This is a genomic window from Segatella copri, from assembly GCF_009495355.1.
In the GTDB taxonomy this organism is placed as follows: domain Bacteria; phylum Bacteroidota; class Bacteroidia; order Bacteroidales; family Bacteroidaceae; genus Prevotella.
This window is the reverse complement of sequence record NZ_VZAD01000048.1, coordinates 1-18,213: the sequence shown is the minus strand read 5'-3', so window position 1 is coordinate 18,213 and position 18,213 is coordinate 1. Positions and strand designations below refer to the sequence as shown.

The following is an 18,213-nucleotide window of genomic DNA, read 5'->3' as shown; positions in this document are numbered from 1 at the left end:
AATTAACGTTAAAAAATACGCTCAAAGCTTGCTCAATTAGAGTAAAACAGGGCGTATTGGGTAATTTCAACCGTACAGGTCTAACACTTTTGTAGATTAGGATACTTCTAAAAGTATTTTAGAATACATAGCACAAAGTATCTCAGGACGCTTGTCCAAGTGTTCTAAGATACTTTTTTTGTGCCTTTTTTGTATATACCTTTTCTATTATATATACTGATACAGAAAGCATGTCTGTTCATTTAATAAACAGAACTTTATTCTTCAAAGAATATAAAAATACAGCTGATAGAATAGAAATATATGATAGTGTACAATTTTGTATAGCTATAATATGTGAAAAGCACTAATTTTGCCATCGAAAAATAGCTAAAAACAAATGAAAAAATTAATCTTAAGTATTTGCCTGTTGTTTGCATTGAGCTCTATGGCTCAGCAACCCATCGACAGAAAGAAGGTGGTAGAGCGTAACAATCCACATGTTACAACAATGGATTCGCTCAACTCGCTCTCTGTAGGTAATGGTGGTTTTGCCATGACCGTAGATGGTACAGGTCTTCAGTCTTTCCCTAAGTCTTATTCTCTTGGTGTTCCATTGGGAACCATGAGCGACTGGGGCTGGCATTCTTTTGCCAATCCTGAGAATTATCAACCAGAGGAAAGCTGGCGTTATTATGATTTTGGAAGAGGCCGTAATGAACCTTATGCCACACAGGTAAAGGACAACAAACGAGCCAAGGCAGCTGGCGACTGGTATCGCGTAAACCCTCATCGTTTGCATTTGGGTACATTGGGATTGTCGCTGGGTGCAGATCCTAAGCAGATCAAGCAGATAGACCAGACACTGAATATGTGGGAAGGTATAATCAAGAGCTGCTTTATATATAAAGGTAAGGCATACCAAGTGGAAACAACCTGCGACCCTGTTCTCGATATGATAGCTACCCATATACAGTCTAAGGGAACCATCACTGTGGATGTACGCTTCGCTTATCCTACTGGTGGACATTGCGATGATGCCTGCGACTGGACTAAAGATAAGTTGCATTCCACGACACTTGTTGCTCAAACATCCAACTCTGCAGTTTTAAAAAGAATAATCGATGAAACCGTATATTTTGTGATGTTAAGATGGCAAGGCGCTGCTAAATTAAAGCAGAAAGGCAAGAACTTCTATCAGTTGCAAGCCAAGTCTTCTGACCTGAAACTTACCTGCGAATATGCTGAGCAGACATCCACAGCCGTCAAGACCTTTGCCGAAGTAGCTGACGCTGCCAAGGCATACTGGATGGGTTATTGGAAAAAAGGTGGTATGGCAGACTTCTCCAGCTGCAAGGATCCCCGTGCCAAGGAGATGGAGCGCCGCGTAGTATTGAGCCAGTATCTGCTCGCCATTCAGGATGCAGGCGATACACCTCCACAGGAGACAGGACTTACCTATAATTCATGGTTTGGCAAATTTCATTTGGAGATGATTCTCTGGCATCAGGCACAGTTTGCCTTGTGGGGACACCCTGAGATGTTGGAACGTTCACTTTCCTGGTACGTCAAGGCAGAAGTCAATGCCCGGAAGATAGCCGAGCGACAGGGCTTCAAGGGAGTGCGCTGGATGAAGATGACCGACCCTTGGGTAGGCGAGGCACCTTCAGGAGTGGGAAGTTTCCTTATCTGGCAACAGCCTCACCTTATTTATTTGGCAGAGTTGCTCTATCGTGCCAACCCAACACCTGCACTCTTGCAGAAATATGCACGCTTGGTCGATGAAACCGCTGAGTTTATGGGCGACTTTGCTGATTATGACAAGCAGAACGACCGCTATATCCTTCGTGGTTGTATAGCAGCTCAGGAAACTCTGCCAGCAGCTACAACCATCAATCCTCCTTTCGAGTTGAGTCAGTGGCATTGTGCCCTTCAGATTGCACAGACCTGGCGTGAGCGATTGGGCAAGGAGCGCAATGCACATTGGGATGATGTCATTCAGAAGATATCTCCATTGGCATCCAAGGACAGTCTGTATCTCGCAGCAGAGACCGAACCTGATACTTATAAGAATGAAAAGATGTACAGCGATCACCCAGCAGTGATGGGAGCGATAGGTCTGTTCCCATACAACAGTCGTCAGATTGACTTTGCCAAGATGAAGAAGACAGAACAGTGGATTTGGAAGAACTGGAAGTGGGAGACATCCTGGGGATGGGATTATCCGATGATGGCTATGGGAGCCGCCCGCATGGGAGAGCCCGAGAATGCAGTTGGAGCCTTGCTGATGAAGCAGCAGAAGAACACCTATTTGGTAAGTGGTCATAATTATCAGGATGGTCGTCTTCGTCTTTATCTTCCTGGCAACGGAGGTTACCTGATGGCAGTAGCTATGATGTGTGCAGGCTGGGATGGAAGTGTTCATCCCAATCCAGGTTTCCCACAAGATGGCAACTGGGATGTGAAATGGGAAGGTCTGAAACCCCTCTTTTAGCCTGGTAGGAGAAAAAGCCACACTGCTAAATACGTTTGTAAATACAACAATAAACTAATATAAACTAAAAAAATCATTTTATGCAAAACAAATCACTTATGTTCCAAGTATGCATGGTATTGTTCATGCTACTGGTGGCTCCTGTGAAAGGCCTCGCTCAAGGGGTGACTATTTCAGGACAAGTGACGGATGACATGGATGTAGTTATCGGTGCGACGGTAAAAGTTGTGCCAGGTAATACAGGCACCGTTACCGACGTGGATGGTAACTTTAAGCTGACCGTTCCTTCATCTGCCAAGTCTTTGGTTATTTCTTATGTAGGTTACAAGACAAAGACAGTAGACATCAAGGGCCGTACACAGATTAATGTACAGCTCGAGCCCGAGGCTCAGATGCTCGACGAGGTTGTTTCTATTGGTTATGCTAAGGTAAAGAAAAGAGACCTGACTGCCGCTACAGCTTCAGTCAGCGGTAAGGATCTTGCCAATATACCTGCTACTTCTGCCGCTCAGGCTTTGACAGGTAAGGCTGCCGGTGTGAACATCATTACCCAGAGTGGTGCGCCAGGTGCCGATATCAACATTACTGTACGTGGTGGTACGTCTATCACACAGAGTACCAAGCCACTCTACATCGTGGATGGTTTCCAGATGGAAGATGGTTTGAGAAATGTGGATATCAACGATATCGAGACCATCGACGTGATGAAGGATGCTTCTGCTACAGCTATTTATGGTGCTGCTGGTGCCAATGGTGTAATCCTTATTACTACCAAGAGCGGTAAGGCCGGCAAGACTGAGGTTTCTTATAATGGTTATGTAAGTTTCCAGCGTCTTGGCAAGAAGCTCGACCTGCTTGGCGTTCAGGATTACGTGAAGTATCAGTATGAGTTCCAGACTCTTCGTGGCAACGAGGATGCTTTCGCAAGCCTTTTTGGTGGCAGCGTAAGTGATGCCGACTTCTATACAGGCGCTTATGACCGTATAGCAAGCGAATATGGCAACCGTGCCGGTATCGACTGGCAGGACGAGGTGTTCGGATCTACTGGCGTGGCTCAGACACATAATATCAATATCTCTGGTGGTAGCGAGAAGACAAAGTATATGCTCAGCTACAACTATACTGGCGAGGATGGTATCATGGCAAAGCATGGTTACTATAAGAACAGTGTCCGCGCCAAGATCAATCACGAACTTTGGAAGGGCGTACGCTTCGACTTCTCTTCTGCTTTGCAGATGACTAAGCTCGAAGGTGGCGGTTCGCTTGGTGGTACATTGAAGCAGACGATTCTTCAGCCTGTAACAGGTGGTGTTCGCTTTACCAACGAGCAGATGCTTGGCGAAGACCTCACAGATGCCTTCGATGCCATTCCTGGTAGTAACAACTACGACTCTAACAACCCAATTCTTACCAATAACGCTATCACAAACGAGAAGTTTACTCGTCTTGCTACTGTGAATGCTGGTATTGAGTTCGACATTATCAAGAATCTGACATGGCGTACAGCTGGTAGCTATCAGTGGAAGCAGACTCGTACCGACTATTGGGACGATGGTTCTACCAAGACAGCTGCTGCCAACAAGAGCCCTTATGGTTATGGCAAGCGCAACAATGCAGAGGCTTACCAGTGGCAGATTACCAATACGCTGAACTACTCGTTCGACATCAACAAGGATCATCACTTCTCAGCTCTGCTCGGTCAGGAGACTACTTATTGGGAGACCATGAAGCTCGAAAACGAGTATCGTGAGTTTTCTGATGGAAACTTCGGTTTGAATGATGTCAGCATGGGTATTCCTGCTGTATGGAAATCAGGCAAGACTCGTCGTGGTCGTGTATCTTGGTTCACCCGTGTATCTTACAACTATCTTGATCGTTATCTCGTGAATGCCACTCTTCGTGGTGACGGCTCTTCTAAGTTTGCCAAGGGCAACCAGTGGGGTTACTTCCCATCTGCATCTGCAGCATGGCGTATTTCAGAGGAACCATTCATGGAAGGTTTGAAGGATATCTTTGACAACTTGAAGCTCCGTGTAGGTTATGGTACGGCCGGTAACGATAACATCGACGACAATATGTATGCTACTTCTTACGGCTCTGGCCATTATGGCATTGGCGGTAAGGACTATATCACTTATGTTCCAGGTAAGACTCTTGGAAATAAGGACCTCAAGTGGGAGAAGACAGAGACTGTCAACGTAGGTCTTGACGTTTCGGTATTTGGTAGCCGCCTCAATGTAGGTATCGACTGGTACAACAATACCTCTAAGAACCTGCTTATCAAGAACCAGATTCCTTCTTCTACAGGTTATACAACACAGTATCAGAATGTAGGTTCTATCCGCAACCGTGGTGTGGAAATTGTTATCAACGCAACACCAGTCCGTACAAAGGACTTCACATGGTCAACAGATTTCAATGTAGCTTTCAACCGCTCTAAGGTGCTCGATATCTATGGTGGCAGCAGTGAGTCAGACTACTTTATCCAGGATTACGAGTCTCGTATGGGCTTCAAGATCGAGAAGGGCAAACCTCTCGGACAGTTCTATGGTTTGGTATATGATGGTCTTTACACCACAGCCGACTTTATCCAGAACGAGGATGGAACTTACAAGTTGAAGGATGGTATTGCCAGCCTGAAAGGTTTCGACCGCAAGGCTGTGAAACCAGGTGATGTGAAGTATAAGACATTTGCAGGTGAAACAGATAAGAATGGTAACCCTGTATGGAGTGTTAACGACCGTACCGTTATTGGTAATGCAGCTCCTGACTTTACAGGAGGTTGGAACAATACCTTTACCTATAAGGGATTCGACCTGACCGTCTTCATGAACTTCTCGGTAGGCAACGATGTGTTCAACATGAGTACTCAGCGTTTTGTTGGTCCTTACTTGGCCAACCAGAACACCATCTCAGACATGGCTAACCGATACACCCTCATCGACCCACTCACAGGTAAGGAGTCTACCAACCTTGCTCGTTTGGCAGAGTTGAACCCAGGTGAGGACAATGGCAGCCGTATGTGGAATATTTCTTCCAATAACAAGTATGCCATCTCCGATCATAGCAGCTATTATATCGAGAATGGTTCATTCCTTCGTCTGAACACCATCACTTTGGGTTATACATTCCCTAAGACATGGTTGAAGAAGATCTACTTACAGAAGGCTCGTGTATATGCGACGATGAACAATATCTGCACTATTACAGGTTACTCAGGCTATGACCCAGAGGTTTCTGCTTCAGGAAGTGCCCTGACTCCAGGTGTGGACAATTCTTCTTACCCACGTGCTAAGAGCTGGGTAGTAGGTGTAAACTTAACATTCTAATCAATTCATTCTAACAAGAGTAATATATGAATAAGATATTAAATATATTAGGTGTTACGGCCATAGCTTTGACCATGACATCTTGCCAGGACTGGTTGGATATGCCATCTGAGTCATCTGCCGACAGCGGTTCTGTCTTTGAGACAGTATCCCGTGCAGAACTTGCCACAGTGGGTGCTTATGCCAGCCTCCATACTCAGGAGCTGGGCTATCAGCTGCTTGAGGGTACAGACGAGTGTGCCTCAACAGAAAGCAACTCTAAGTATGACGTTTCCAACTATAACTTTACCAACGTCACAGGTATGCTCAGCAATACATATACTTCTATGTATGCAGCCATCGAGTATGCTAACGTTTGTATTCAGAAGTTGCCCGGTATGAGCGTTTCTGAGAGCGAGAAGGGTAAGGTGAATGCGCTTCTTGGTGAGGCGTTGGCCATCCGTGCCTATGCTTACTGGAATCTGATTCGCTTCTATGGCGACGTTCCTTTCACAACAGTTCCAACATCTGAGTTGACAACCTTCACTTCTTCACGTACCGACCGTGATGTGATCTACGATCAGTGCATTGCCGATTTGCAGAAGGCTGTAGAGCTCCTGCCATGGCAGGGTGAGGCCAATGCTCCTTCTACACCTGAGCGTTTCTGCAAGAACTCTGCTTATGGCATCTTGGCCCGTGTGGCTCTCTATGCTGCTGGCTACTCTCTGCGTTGGGACCTCAACACCTACGATGCTTCTACTCTTCACATCGCACGCCGTGACGATGCTGCACGTGTGAAGGAGCTTTATCAGATTGCTGCTGATGCCTGCAAGGCTGTTATCGAAAAGCGTCAGAATGGCTTGCTCGACAACTACGACCAGTTGTTCAGAGATTTGGGCAACCAGACTTACAACAAGGAAACCATGTTGGAGTATGGTTGGTATGGCGAGAATGCTACCGATGTAAGAACAGGTTATGTCAATGGTATCCCAACTTCGGGTAACGACAATTCTGAAGGCGGTATGGGTAAGGGTGGCTCACAGATGATGGCTTATCCTACTCTTTTCTTCGATTATGACAAGGATGACCAGCGTCGTGATGTGTCTGTCTGCAACTACGGCATCGTGCTTAGTGCCAAAGGCAATAAGTATCAGATGAATACTTACAATGGTATGGGTGTGGGCAAGTACCGCATCAACTGGAAGAAAGAGATGGGCGCAACCAACAGTAAGCGTAACATCAATTTCCCATTGCTTCGCTATGCCGACGTATTGTTGATGTATGCTGAAGCTCTGAACGAGGTGAACAATGGTCCTACTCAGGAGGCCATCAATGCAGTGAAGGAAGTCCGCAAGCGTGCCTTCCGTGGCAATGAGGCCAAGGCTGCTGCAGGTATTCCTACCAACCATGACGACTTCCTCACCTTCATCCAGAAGGAGCGTAAGCTCGAGCTTTCCAACGAGGGTCTGCGTCGTACCGACCTTACTCGCTGGGGTAAGCAGTATGAGATGCTGATGGCAGAGAAGCAGCGCTTGGTAAACTTGGCAAAGCGTGATGGCGAGTTTGCCAACGTGCCAGTTTATCGTGCTTACTATCTCTCTACCACACCTAAGTTTGAGGATCCTACCATCGCATTGAGCTATATCGACCTTTCACAGGCTGATGTTGAGGCTTTGGGTCTTTCTGCCGACCAGATCAAGACTCTGAAGATTTTGAACTCAAGTAGCAAGGGTTCACTTAAGGATGTGAAGCTCTATGAAAAGGATGGCAAGCTTTATAGTGCTGTTAACAAGCCCGAAGGTGCTGTAGAGCATTCTTACACCATCCTCAATATGTTCAGTATCGTTTCTATTAAGCAGAAGGGTAACCTGTGTGTAGAGGACGTAACTGGAGTGTCAAGCAACAATGCCTGGATTACAGGTAATTCTGGTGTATTCTATGGCTTGCAAAAGAACATGACAGAGCTGATGCCGTTCAATACCTCTAAGATTCTTGATGTAAATGCAGGTCTTGAGGGTCAGCAGCATCCAGCTTACAAGTAAAGATTGTTTTTAGTACAGTACATACATTTCGGTAAATAAGAATTATTTTTAGTAAAAAGGGACGAGCTCGCGATGAGCTCGTCCCTTTTCTTATGCTATGAATGGCGTTATTTCAGCAGGTTGAAAAGACCTTTGCCCTTGTTGAGCAGGTTCTTCATCTTTTCTTTTGAGTTTTTCTTTTCCGTCTTGTCCGATGAGTCGCTGTCGTCTGTTTCCTTCTTCTTTACCTTCTTTTCCTTGGGCGACGAAGCTCTTTTGCCTGTCAGTGCCGGCAGTTTACCTACTTTGGCCTTGTCGCCTCTGAAGGCATCGCCTCCCCATACGGCACGTATGGGATAGCCGTCGCTTGGGATATCTGCGCCGTCGGGATCTTCGTTGCATTCGTAGGTGTACTGCATGAACAGCCATTCTTTGGTCTGGGTGTTGCAGCTGTAGCTGCTGCCCCAGGTGATGTTGAACATGTGGGTTATTCGGGTTGAGTTGGCTGTCATATAGTCACCGAAAATGCCTTTGTTGGCATTTACTGTGCCGTTTATATGTCCTGCATAGGGCAAGAAGATAGACTTGCCGTTCTTCAGACTGGTATAGAGTGTGCCCTTTACACCATTTATCTTCACATACTTTGCGTAGCAGTTCTCGCGCAGTTCCTTGCACTGCAGTCGGGTAGGAATTTGCCATTCGCCTCCCATGTTCTGGCGTGCTGCGTCGTATTCTGGCTTTAGGCGTTGTCTCATGGCTGTCGATATGGCATACTTGTTGTCCTCCTCCTCGAACGACTGTATGTTGTATGGGTTGGTGTAGGTGTAGGCACCATATCCGATGAACGACTCACGGTCATATTTGGGCTTTGTCTTGGTCTCACCGTAGGCGTAGTAGTTGCCGTATGCCTCGGGCTTGGCTGCGCCCACGTTGCACGTAGCCCACTTGGTTCCGCTTGGCAGTGCCAGATCTACGTATCCATATCCGGCATGCTTGTCGTCGGCTGCACTCAACTTGGTGTTTGCCTCTATCGGGTTGCGCTCGCCCGGCAGTGTGATCAACATCTCGCAAATCAATGGGCGTCCAGAGCCAAGGGTTATCTTTGCCTTCTTCCCGTTGATGGTTGCCTTCACCATGCTGTCATCTACGGTAAACTCCTTGTTGTTCTTGTAATTGAACAGTATGTTGGTAAAGTTGGTCAGGTGGATGCGCAGCACGTATTTCCTGCCCGACTCGAACACGAAGCCGGCATTGGGAGTCTCACGGTTGCCGTCGGTGTCGAACTGCAAGTAGCGTCCGCCGCCATTGCATTCTATCTTTCCCTCGCCCAGCATATTCTCGGAGCCGAAGGCGTCGGTGGTGATGGATGTGACCTTGGTGCCGTCTCCGATGTCGGCTCCTACCTGTGGCAACTCTACGTTGATGTTGATGGCCTTGATACGTTTCTGGGCCTGTGTTCCTAATGGCGCCAACAGCATGATGGCGACAATCATAGACAGTTTGTTTCTCATATTCTTCATGTTTATATGGTTAGTGATTGCAAATATACGCTAAAGCTGACAAACAAGCAAGAATATTGCGATAATTTTGTATCGCCCTGCCATAAAAATCTTTTCTTATAGAGACAAACTTCCGAGAAGTCTGCTTCCAACTGCTTCGCCTAACCCTTATTTAACTAAATATAAGTCACAACTAATGAAATATAGCTTATATTTGACTAAATATAGGTAGTGTCTCATACTTGGGAGCAGTCTTCCATGAACTTTGTGATAGGCTTTCCATGGTTTTGTGGTAGGGTGAAGTGATTTTTGTGGTAGGAGATGTGGTTTTTCCAAGTATTTGGCGTATCTTTGCACCGTGTTAAGAACTAATCAGAATAATGAGATACAGTAATTTCTTTATGACGGCGGCTTTTGCCTTGCTCGCCAGTTCCTGCCATGATGGCGGACAGCGTGGCGTTGGCACGGAGCCTATGGCACAGATAGCGGCGGAGAAGCATGCCGAGATACTTTCCCTTCCCGTAGAGGTGAAGGCGAAGAGGGTAACCATTCAGGAAGGATTGCCCTCTAATGTCGTTAGCGATATGCAACAGGACCAGAAGGGCTTTCTGTGGTTTTCCACGCAAAATGGACTTGCCCGCTACGACGGTAACGTGGTAACAACCTATTTGGACAACGACAGTACTGGCGTCTCTGCTTTTATCGGTCGTACGAAGAAGGCTTTGGAGGATGTTACCTATAAGAAGTTGTGGGTGTATTCTTCTTCTGAGAGATTAACTTGCCTGAATATGGTGGACGGCGAGGTGGAGAAGTATTGTCAGGAAATAGAGAAGCTTCATTTCACTAAGTGGAAGCTGGTCTGTGACGGAATGTTCTGGCTTTGGGGAGCCAAAGATGGAGCCATGTTGGTAGACTATCGCAGCGGTTCTTTCTTGACACGTAGGTTTGCCCATGCAGAAATAGGTTCTTCCCAAGTCCCTCTGATAGACAGTCTGGACAAAGACAATGTGGTGCTTTGTACTACGGACAAGGTTTTCCTTTATTCCGAAGGTCGCCTGTTCTGCATAGCCAAGGGCATGAGAATGTCGCGTACGCGCCCCTTCCATCATAAGATGCTGATGATTTCGGAGAAGGGCGATGTCTATGTTCTTCGACAAGGCAAGCTGCAGCGATTTTCCCATGTAGCCTATGTTGACGGTGAGGTAGCTACCGGCGATTTGCTCATGGGCAACAGATGGATACTTTTTACCAACCGCCGCTCTTTCTCTATCGATGTGCGTACGGGAAAGGTTGTTGAGTGTGAGGGCGAATGGCTTATCCCCAATGGCAGGGTGTTGACTGACAACAAAGGCAGAAAGTGGATATACAACAAGACGGGCGTGCTGCGCTTGGTAAGACAAGACAAGCTTGTACCCCTGATTCTCTTCCCACAGCAAACCACCAATTACATCGACCATGAGCGATTCCATATCGTAGAGGACAATCATGGGCTCATCTGGATTTCCACTTATGGCAAAGGACTTTTTGTGTTCAATCAGGACCTGACCCAAAGCCAGCATTTCGTGGCAGACAAGTTGGGAGAGTCGCCAATAGCCTCCAACTATCTTCTCGGCATTATTGCCGACCGTCACGATGGAGTGTGGGTAAGCTCTGAATACGGAGGCGTGTCGCACATCCAGGTGATGGACAAGGGTGTGGAACGTATCTATCCCAATGGCGAGGGCAATATGGACTTTTCGAATGTCGTTCGAATGGTGAAGAAGATGAATGACGGCACAGTCATGGTGGGCACCCGTGAGGGAAGTCTTTACCACTATAGTGCCGACATGAGTCAGGTTTTGGGCAAGAGCCACTTCGACTCGAATGTTTACGGCATAGTCCAGATGCCTAATGGTGAAACCTGGATAGGCACCCGTGGCAAGGGTGTCTATGGAGCCAAAGGACTCGACTTTAAGGACAGAAACGTCTTCTGCATGGCTTCCGATGCCAAGCATCGCATGTGGATAGGAACCTTTGGCAAGGGATTGAGCCTTGTCATGCCACGAAAGGATGGCTATGAGGTGAAGACATTCTTTGCCGACAGCGTGGGGCTTAACGAGGTGAGATGCATGGTGATAGATAAGCATGGCGTGCTTTGGTGCGGAACATCGGGAGGTCTTATCCGTATTCCTGTCGATGAGTTTGTGAAGGATGCCAGCCGATATAATGCTTACGTGCGTGATTATGAAATACGTGATGTAATTGTCGATAGACAAGGACGACTGTGGCTCTCAGCATCGGGTGATGGACTGGTACAGGTAGAGCCGGGTGATGGTGAGACAGAGCCTAAGTTCCACGTCTTCAATACCTCTAATGGACTGGTCAACAATCTGGTTCAGTCGGTGGTGGACACACCTGATGGCAATCTTTGGGTTTCTACCCAGCAGGGAGTGACAGCCTGGAATGCCCGCAAGAAGTCGTTTGAAAACTATATGTTCTCACGCAACCCTATGGGCAATGTATATAATGAGAATTCGGCAGTATGTCTTGATGACGGCAGAGTGGTGCTGGGTGGCAACTATGGTCTTACTATCATTCAGCCGTCACGTCTGAGCCATGTCAGTGGTCTCACCGATGTGGTCTTCACCTCTTATCCTTATTCCGATGAGATAACGCTGACCTATGAGCAGCGTTCGCCCAACATACATTTCTCTACGCTCGACTATTCCGATGTGCGCAATGTGAAGTATACCTATCGTCTGGAAGGCTTCGACCAGGCATGGAGCAAACCTTCGTCCACGCCCTGGGCGGCTTATCAGAAACTGCCAGCTGGCAAGTATGTTCTGCATGTCAAGGCATGTACGTCGGATGGCACCTGGGGTAAGGAGAGTACGTTGGTTATTCGTGTCAAGCCTCCTTTCTATCTTACGTCCTGGGCGATAATGATTTATGTGCTGCTTGTTCTGGGTGTCATCATCTTGGTGGTGAAGTTTGTACACGACAAGAATGTGCTTCGCAACCGAATCCGTCTTGAGCAGGAGCTCACTCGCTACAAGTTGGTCTTCTTCACCAATATAGCCCACGAGTTCCGTACTCCTCTCACTCTGATGCAAGGCTCGCTCGAGAAGGAGAAGCGCATCATGAAAGCCAACCGCTGGCAGACAGAGTTGGAGAAGACTATACGGGTGATGGACAAGAGCGTGCAGCGTATGTTGCGACTCATCGACCAGCTCTTGGAGTTCCGAAAGATGCAGGCTGGTAAGCTGAAGCTGTCCTTGCAGGAGACCGATGCCGTGATGTTTGTCAAGGGCATCTGCCGTATGTTCGACGATGCTGCCGAATCGAAGGAGATTGCTTACAGGTTTGAGTCGTCAGAGCCGTCACGTGCGATGTTCCTCGACCAGCAGATGATAGACAAGGTGGTGTTCAATCTTTTGTCCAACGCCTTCAAGTACACCCCAGCCAAGGGAAGCATCTCCGTAAGCCTCTCTTTCACGGATGTGATGACCATCCGTGTGGCTGACACGGGAGTGGGTATTCCTCAGGAGAAGCGGGCCCAGCTCTTCAGCCGATTCATGCAGAGCAGTTACACGGGCGAGAGCTTTGGCATCGGACTGCATCTTACTCATGAACTTGTGAAGACGCATCATGGCGAGATAGCCTATCAGGAAAACGAGGGAGGAGGATCGGTATTTGTGGTCACAATTCCTCTACAGAAAGACAGCTACGAGGCTTCCGACTTCCTGGTAAAGGACAGCCCTATCCTGAAGGCAGACTTGGCAAAAGAACGGGACGGACAGGAAGAAAAAACAACTGATGCTGTGCCTTCTGCACCATCTGTTCCGCTCAACCGTCGTACCATTCTTCTGATAGAAGACGACAACGATGTCCGTGAGTTCCTGCTCTCTGAACTGGAGAGTTGTTTCGACCTGAAGGTTGCTTCGGATGGCAAGGCGGGTATTGCCATGGCTAAGGAGTTGGATGTCGACTTGATAGTAAGCGACGTGATGATGCCAGGAATGAATGGCTTCGAGCTTACCAAACGACTGAAGAACAGTTTTGAGACGAGTCATATCCCTATTATTCTCCTCACTGCCCTTAGTACTGACGAGAATGTGCTCGAAGGAACAGAGTCGGGAGCCGACGCTTACATTACCAAGCCGTTCAGCCCGCAGTTGCTCATGGCTCGCATTCTGCAGTTGCTCAACCAGCGTGAGATACTTCGTCAGAAGTTTGGCAAGGAACCGCAGGAGATTCGCTCAGCCATGCTCAGCAACGAGCAGGACAGCTTGTTTGTCAAGCGTCTTGACAGTATCGTCTATTCTCGCCTTGGCGAACAAGATCTTTCTGTCGACAAGGTGGCAGGACTGTTGCACTTGGGACGCACCATCTTCTATAAAAAGGTAAGGGGAACTACGGGGTATACACCTAATGAGTATATCCGTGTCATCCGACTGAGAAAAGCCGCCGAACTGTTGAAGGAGGGCGAGAAGAATGTGTCGGAGGTGGCTTATGCTGTAGGTTTCGACAATCCGTACTACTTCAGCAAGTGCTTCAAGGAGCAGTTTGGTATGCCGCCATCGCAGTACAGAAGTTAAGACGGTTTCTAAAGGAGATTTTCTTCAGAAGTTAAAGGAGTTAAAGGAGTTAAGACAAATGCTTTGTGGGTAACGTCTATTTCAAGAGGTAAGGGACTAATGTCCTGCATCTTATCCAAATAGACTGTTGTCTTAACTCCTTTAACTCCTTTAACTTCTTAACTCCTTCTAAAAAAACTACTTAATGGCTTTACCATTTAGTTTCACTTTTTTGAGCTTGCAACTGCCCAATACCGATGTATCCATGATTCCTACAGGGTCGGTGACATCGATGTTTTCGAACGAGAAACTGCCCAAGTCGTAGTTCTCGGAAGGTATCATCGTGTAGAATTGTTTGGTGCTCTTCACCTTGATATTCTTCATCTTCACGTTGTTGATGACCGAACGGGGCATGTCGTCTCTGTCTTTCTTGTCGTAGAACTGGGTCCAGATACGGGTTCTGATGCCGAAGGTAACTACTCCTGTGCAGTTTTCTGCCAGTACATCCTCGTATCTCTGTGGTGTGTCGGGGCGCATCTTGAAGAGCAGAATGTTGCTGGTTCCGTTGAACTGGCAGTCTCTTATAATCACATTCTTGGCATCATAGCACTCGCTTCCGAAGGTGACACCTCCACCAGCTTTCTTGAAATAGCAGTTCTCTACGATGACGTTGCGGCAGGGAGCATTGGTGCTGTCCTTGTCTACGAAGGTTCCCTTGCCGCCTTTCAGACACACACCGTCATCGTTCACGTTTACCCAACAGCCTCTTATCAGCATATCCTCGCATCCATCGATGTCTATGGCGTCGGTGCTTGGACCTTTAGGATAGCCGCTTGTCGGTGCGTAGATATACAGGTTGAGGTATTTCACGCGCTTGCACTTGTATAGATGGTTGGTCCAGAAACCAGAGTTCACCATTCTGATGCCGCTTACCTTCACGTCGTTGGAGTTGGAGATGTAGACCAGTCTTGGGCGGAGAGCCTCCAAGTTGGTACACTTTTTGATGACTTTTCGGCGCAGCCAGAACTCATCGTAGAATTTATGTCCGTTGCCGTTGAGGGTTCCCTTGCCTGCAATGGTGAATCCATCGTGATGATCGGCATTGATGAGTGCTGCAAAATAGTCTAAGGTCTGACCTTCCAGTCGAGTCTTCACTATCTGATAATGGGTGATGGCATCGCTTCCTTTCAGTGTGGCGTTCTCTTCCAAATACAGGTTGCAGCCTGGCTTGAAGAATAGTGAGCCTGTAAGATAAGTGCCTGCAGGCACCACGATGACTCCGCCACCATTGGCATGACAACGGTCTATGACTTCCTGAATCTTCTGGGTCTGAATGATGGTTGAGTCATTTACCACTCCATAATCGGTAATGATGTAGGGCTTGCCCATGTCCTTCAGTTCCACACCAGTGGTGTCGGCAAACCATGAAGAGATGGGTGTTCCGTCGGGGAAAGTGCTCGTCTGCTTCTTGGCTGAGCAGCCAAGCGAGATAGCGATCGCTGATAAAAGAATGCAAATCGTTTGTTTCATATTTATTTGTGATTAGTTTTTGGGAAAGATAATGCAAATCGAATGCAGAACATCAAGCTTGCTTGAATGTTATGCTGAGATGCCGCTTATCTTCTGCAAAGATAATGCAAATCGAATGCAGAGCATCAAGCTTGCTTGAATGTTATGCTGAGATGCCGCTTATCTTCTGCAAAGATACTGGTTTCATCGCCCTTCTTTCCTATAGTTTCATACGTAATCCTAAAAAATAATCCATCAGGATTTGTTGGAGTCAGTTATTTGTACTACTTTTGCATCAAATAGTTTTTATTATTCAGTAAAATATCACTAAGAAGATGTTGGAAAGTCATTATTATAAAGACCTTATAGAGGCTGGCTGCGATGAGGCTGGTCGTGGTTGTCTGGCTGGCAGTGTCTATGCGGCTGCTGTCATTCTGCCTCCTGGTTATCAGAATGAAGCCCTCAACGACAGCAAACAGCTTACAGACAAGAAGCGCAAGGCTCTTCGTGAGCAGATAGAGCGTGATGCCGTGGCATGGGCAGTAGGAATTGTTACCCCCGAGGAGATAGATAAGATCAATATCCTCAATGCCAGTATCTTGGCGATGCACAGGGCGCTCGATCAACTCAAGGTTCGTCCTGAGGCAGTTATTGTGGATGGCAATCGTTTCAAACCTTATCATGATCTTCCTCATACTACGATAGTGAAAGGCGACGGCAAGTATATGGCGATTGCTGCAGCAAGCATTCTCGCCAAGACCTATCGTGACGACTATATGGATGATCTTGCCGAGGAATATCCTCAGTACGACTGGAAGAGCAACAAGGGTTATCCCACCAAGAAGCATCGGGCTGCCATCAGGGAGTATGGGGTTACACCTTATCACCGCATGAGCTACAATCTCTTAGGCTCGGGTGAGCTTTCCCTTGAGTTCAAGGATTAAGTGACGGTTAATGAAATCAATTTATATTTCCTCTGTCATTAGGAGAGAGAAACAGAAGGAGCCAGGATGTAGTTCTTAGGCTCCTTTTCTTATTGAAAGCTCTTCTTGCACAGATGCAGGCAGAAGGCGAAACTGCCCAAGAAAGCGGCTCTTAATGCGAGGTTGATGTCGGCAGGCAGGATGCCCAGTACGAATGTAAACTGAGTGGCGATGAGGAGGAGGGTCTGCTTCATGCTCACTTCCTTTTCCATGATGATGGAATAGTAGCTTTGCAGCCATTCTATGGGTTGTTTGCAGCTTTGCAGCAAACTCTTGATACTGTTTATCAGGTTCTTGATGCAGCTTATCAGGTTCTTGCTGCCGTCTATTACACTCTTGCTGCCGTTGCTGATGCTGTTTACTACGAAGTTGATGTCGGCTGAAGTGCCCAATGTGATATTCTTTTCCATAATTCCTTATTTATTTTAATTGTTTTCTTTCTGTATGAATGCCCTTTTACAGGTCTTTCTTTGTTTCTGAGGGCAAAATTAGGAGGCTTTTGTGCAATATATGTTCACTTTCTGAGTTCTTATGTTAAAAGTGAGTGGCTTTTAAGCTCTATTAACATAAAAAGCAGTCTTCAGCCTCTTGCCGACTCATCAACTTATCACATTTTGGCTTTATGCGACACGACAAACTGGAAAAAGAAATGAACCTGATGCTTCTCCTTACCGAGAACCATCGTTATGATGTGGATACTCTTTGCGAGCGTGCGGGCATTTCGCGACGTATGCTGTATTATTATTTGGAGAGTTTCCGCGACTGGGGCTTCAAGGTGGAGAAGAATGGCAGGATATACAGTCTTGACAGGGAGTCGCCATTCTTCAAGCATCTCTTTGAAACCATCAACTTCACCGAGGAGGAAGCCCTCACCATGCTCTCTATATTAAATAAGGTGGAAGACAATAATGCCATCGTGGAGCGACTGCGCCGCAAGTTGGACCGTTTCTATGACCTCAACATCCTTGCCAATCCTCAGTTGCGTGAGCAGGCTGCCCATCATGTCGGCGTGCTCTACGATGCCATCAAGCGTCATCGGCTTGTCAAGATAGAAGGTTATTCCTCGCCTCACAGCAAGAGTTGTACCGACCGGGTGGTGGAGCCTTTCCTTATGATGAACAACAATAATGATGTGCGCAGCTATGAACTTAGTTCCAAGATGAACAAGACGTTCAAGGTGTCGCGTATGGGCAATGTTGTCCTGCTCGATCTGGAGTGGGGCAACGAGGCCAAGCACCGCCAGATGTTTACCGATCTCTTTATGTTTAGTGGTGATGAGCGGTTGCCAGTCAGGTTGAAACTCGACCGTCTGGCATATAGTCTGATGATTGAGGAATATCCCAAATCAGCCGAATTCATCGTGGAATTGCCCGATGAAACCGATAATAATGAAGGAAATGCTCCCAAGTACTGGCTGTTGTCTATGGATGTGGCAAGCTACTTGGGTATTGCCCGTTTTGTCTTGGGACTGTACAGCCATATCGAGATTATCGACAGTCCCGGTTTTCAAGATTTCATAAACGAAGAAATCAGGAAGATGTACCACCGCAGTCTTTAATGAAACAGGCCGATGGCTGGTTGCTGTCGGCTTTTTCCTGCAGACAGACTTTTATATTAGAAGTAGAAGTTTCGCAAGTTTTGCCCCACACGCCCTGAAGGGGCAGAAGCTCTTAGCCCAGGGCATCGCCCTGGGTTATTACGGATGATAGCCTATCGCCCTGTAAGGGCAAAAGCTTTAAAACTCCTAACAATTTATAAGGCTTTTGCCCTTACAGGGCGCCTTGCCGATAGCCATTATACCCAGGGCGCTGCCCTGGGCTAAGAGCTTTTGGGCCTTCAGCCCGTACATAAACCACTTGCGAAA

The 18,213-nt window shown here is 47.2% G+C and carries 9 protein-coding genes; 6 read left to right on the top strand and 3 right to left on the bottom strand.

All coding sequences use genetic code 11. From position 1 onward, the window contains the following. Positions 1-379 precede the first annotated feature (379 nt). The 3 genes from F7D20_RS05655 to F7D20_RS05645 all read left to right on the top strand — a co-directional run bounded on the left by F7D20_RS05655 (position 380) and on the right by F7D20_RS05645 (position 7,823). A complete protein-coding gene (locus F7D20_RS05655) occupies positions 380-2,473 on the top strand; it encodes a hypothetical protein (protein WP_158463209.1) in 2,094 nt (697 codons plus the stop codon). Positions 2,474-2,571: 98 nt separating this feature from the next. Beyond that, positions 2,572-5,802, top strand: coding sequence for a SusC/RagA family TonB-linked outer membrane protein (locus F7D20_RS05650; protein ID WP_228114112.1), 3,231 nt, complete (start codon positions 2,572-2,574; stop codon positions 5,800-5,802). A 26-nt stretch (positions 5,803-5,828) separates the two neighbouring features. Further along, on the top strand, positions 5,829-7,823 hold the full coding sequence (locus F7D20_RS05645; RefSeq protein ID WP_158463207.1) for a RagB/SusD family nutrient uptake outer membrane protein: 1,995 nt from the start codon (positions 5,829-5,831) through the stop codon (positions 7,821-7,823). 107 nt (positions 7,824-7,930) lie between these two features. Here the strand turns inward: F7D20_RS05645 and F7D20_RS05640 are convergent, their stop codons facing one another. Beyond that, positions 7,931-9,313 carry a hypothetical protein gene (locus F7D20_RS05640; RefSeq protein WP_158463206.1) on the bottom strand — a complete coding sequence of 461 codons (1,383 nt, stop codon included), beginning with the start codon at positions 9,311-9,313 and terminating at the stop codon, positions 7,931-7,933. Between the two features lie 368 nt (positions 9,314-9,681). On the opposite strand from F7D20_RS05640, the gene F7D20_RS05635 reads away from it, so the two are divergent. Continuing rightward, complete coding sequence (locus F7D20_RS05635) at positions 9,682-13,878, top strand: hybrid sensor histidine kinase/response regulator transcription factor (protein ID WP_158463205.1); 4,197 nt, start codon at positions 9,682-9,684, stop codon at positions 13,876-13,878. A 177-nt stretch (positions 13,879-14,055) separates the two neighbouring features. On the opposite strand, the gene F7D20_RS05630 is transcribed toward F7D20_RS05635, so the two are convergent. Further along, a complete protein-coding gene (locus F7D20_RS05630; protein ID WP_158463204.1) occupies positions 14,056-15,387 on the bottom strand; it encodes a glycoside hydrolase family 28 protein in 1,332 nt (443 codons plus the stop codon). Positions 15,388-15,701: 314 nt separating this feature from the next. Between F7D20_RS05630 and F7D20_RS05625 the strand changes: the two genes are divergently transcribed. Next, the gene (locus F7D20_RS05625) at positions 15,702-16,310 is read left to right on the top strand and encodes a ribonuclease HII (protein WP_158463203.1); all 609 of its coding nucleotides are present in this window, start codon (positions 15,702-15,704) and stop codon (positions 16,308-16,310) included. Positions 16,311-16,399: 89 nt separating this feature from the next. Here the strand turns inward: F7D20_RS05625 and F7D20_RS05620 are convergent, their stop codons facing one another. Next, positions 16,400-16,759 (bottom strand): hypothetical protein, encoded by a 360-nt coding sequence (locus tag F7D20_RS05620; protein WP_158463202.1) that lies wholly within the window; start codon positions 16,757-16,759, stop codon positions 16,400-16,402. Between the two features lie 239 nt (positions 16,760-16,998). Between F7D20_RS05620 and F7D20_RS05615 the strand changes: the two genes are divergently transcribed. Beyond that, positions 16,999-17,907: a helix-turn-helix transcriptional regulator gene (locus F7D20_RS05615; RefSeq protein ID WP_228114111.1), complete on the top strand. Its 909-nt coding sequence runs from the start codon at positions 16,999-17,001 to the stop codon at positions 17,905-17,907. Positions 17,908-18,213 lie beyond the last annotated feature (306 nt).